We start from the raw sequence: 1,701 nt of genomic DNA, 5'->3' as shown, positions 1-1,701 counted from the left end.
GCACCCTCTCGGCACCGAAACGGCGGGCCAGGATGGGCGCCAGCGGAGCGAAGACACCCAGCAAGGTCACCGGCACGGTGGTGAGGACAACCACCGCCCAGCCCGGCAGACCGGCGTCGGCGGTGACTTCCGGAAGGACAGCCGAAAAGCTCGAGAAGACCGTCCGCAGGTTCAGCCCGATGAGCACCAGGCAGATCCCCAGGAAGACGAGTCCGCCGCGCGTCTTGACCTGGGTGGGCTCGGCGGCGGGGAGCTCGTCGATCTCGGCGTCGACAAGTATCTCGCGACGCCGGAGTGTGGCTTGGTGTTCTTGGGGGCGCTTGAAGCGGGGGTCACCAACCCATTCTGGCAGTCACTCCCGTGCGCGGACGCCTCGTGACGGAAGAGTGCGCAGGTTCCGCCGCGGGCGTTTGGTCCTGCAACGGTATTCTGGAGGGGATGAGTGAAACCCCAGAATCCCCTGAAACACCGCAGTCTTCGCGCCCCGTGACCCCAGGGAGCCAGGCCTCCTTCGGCACCTACGGCGGCCGGCCGGTCAGTTTCGTGCGCCGCGGACGCGCCTCCAGGGCCGCCGCCAGGCAGCGTGGGAAGAGCACTCGGACCGCTGGGCCATCCAGGTTCCGCGGCATGTCGCCAACACCTCGGTGCACCCGGACTACGTGTTCGACGCCGAAGCGGAGTTCGGGCGCAAGGCACCGCTGATCGTTGAAATCGGTTCGGGACTCGGCGACGCCGTATGCCACGCTGCGGAGGAGAACCCGGACAAGGACTTCCTCGCCGTGGAGGTCTACACCCCGGGCCTGGCCAACACCATGATCAAGATCAACAGCCGCGGGCTCAGCAACGTCCGGGTGGTCGAAGCCAACGCGCCCGAGGTCCTGGCTACCATGCTTCCTGCCGGTTCGGTGAGCGAGCTCTGGGTCTTCTTCCCCGACCCCTGGCACAAGTCCCGGCACCACAAGCGCCGCCTCATCCAGCCCGCGTTCGCCGAACTCGCTGCGCGGTCCCTCAAGAAGGGTGGCCTGTGGCGGATCGCCACCGACTGGTCCAACTACGCCGTCCACGTCCGCGAGGTCCTGGCCGGCTCAACCGAGTTTGAAAACCTGCACGACGGCGAGCGGGCCGGCGCGGACAGCCCCCTCACCCAAGTGTGGGAATCCGGAGTCGAATCCATGGTGGGCGGGGCCCCCGTCAAGGAAGGCCGGGCACCGGTCAGCACCGAGCACACCGGCCCCAACGAGGGAGTGGACCACGTAGGCGGATGGGCTCCGCGCTTCGATGGCCGCATCCGCACCAGCTTCGAAAACAAGGCCCACGAGGCCGGGCGCATGATCTTCGACCTTAGTTACCGCAGGATTTAGCTTCACGAATGCTCACGTGCCCTTTGCGTGCCGCACAGGCACCGGATACCATGTGAGACGTGTCACCGGAAGGCGGCACACGCTTATGATCTGCGGCGGGAGAGCCCTGCCGGTACGTTTCAGCAGGCGCCGTAGGAGCAAATCCTCCCCAGGAATCTCTCAGGCCCATGTACCGCCGCGGCAAGGCAACTCTGGAAAGCAGCCCGGGCAACCGGACTCACCGACGGTGCAAGCGTCCAGCCGCAAGGCAGGGACGCGGAAACTCTCAGGTCCAATACAGAGCGGGGAGGAACCGAATCATCGTGGTGCGTCCGCGCCACCTGAATTATGGAGTTCCTCA

The 1,701-nt window shown here is 66.3% G+C and carries 2 pseudogenes and 2 riboswitches; of the pseudogenes, one reads left to right on the top strand and one right to left on the bottom strand.

The annotated features are described in order from the left end of the window. Positions 1-262: pseudogene (locus AHiyo1_RS21180) on the bottom strand (MFS transporter); the annotation flags it as partial. Positions 263-438: 176 nt separating this feature from the next. On the opposite strand from AHiyo1_RS21180, the pseudogene trmB reads away from it, so the two are divergent. Then, positions 439-1,361, top strand: a pseudogene (gene trmB / locus AHiyo1_RS21175) (tRNA (guanosine(46)-N7)-methyltransferase TrmB). An 86-nt stretch (positions 1,362-1,447) separates the two neighbouring features. Continuing rightward, positions 1,448-1,546: riboswitch (glycine riboswitch) on the top strand. Position 1,547: 1 nt separating this feature from the next. Next, positions 1,548-1,651: riboswitch (glycine riboswitch) on the top strand. The last annotated feature ends 50 nt before the right edge of the window (positions 1,652-1,701 follow it).

This window comes from Arthrobacter sp. Hiyo1, assembly GCF_001263615.2.
Taxonomy (GTDB): domain Bacteria; phylum Actinomycetota; class Actinomycetes; order Actinomycetales; family Micrococcaceae; genus Arthrobacter.
Note: the sequence above shows the minus strand (reverse complement) of the source record. Positions and strands in the feature narration are given on the sequence as shown.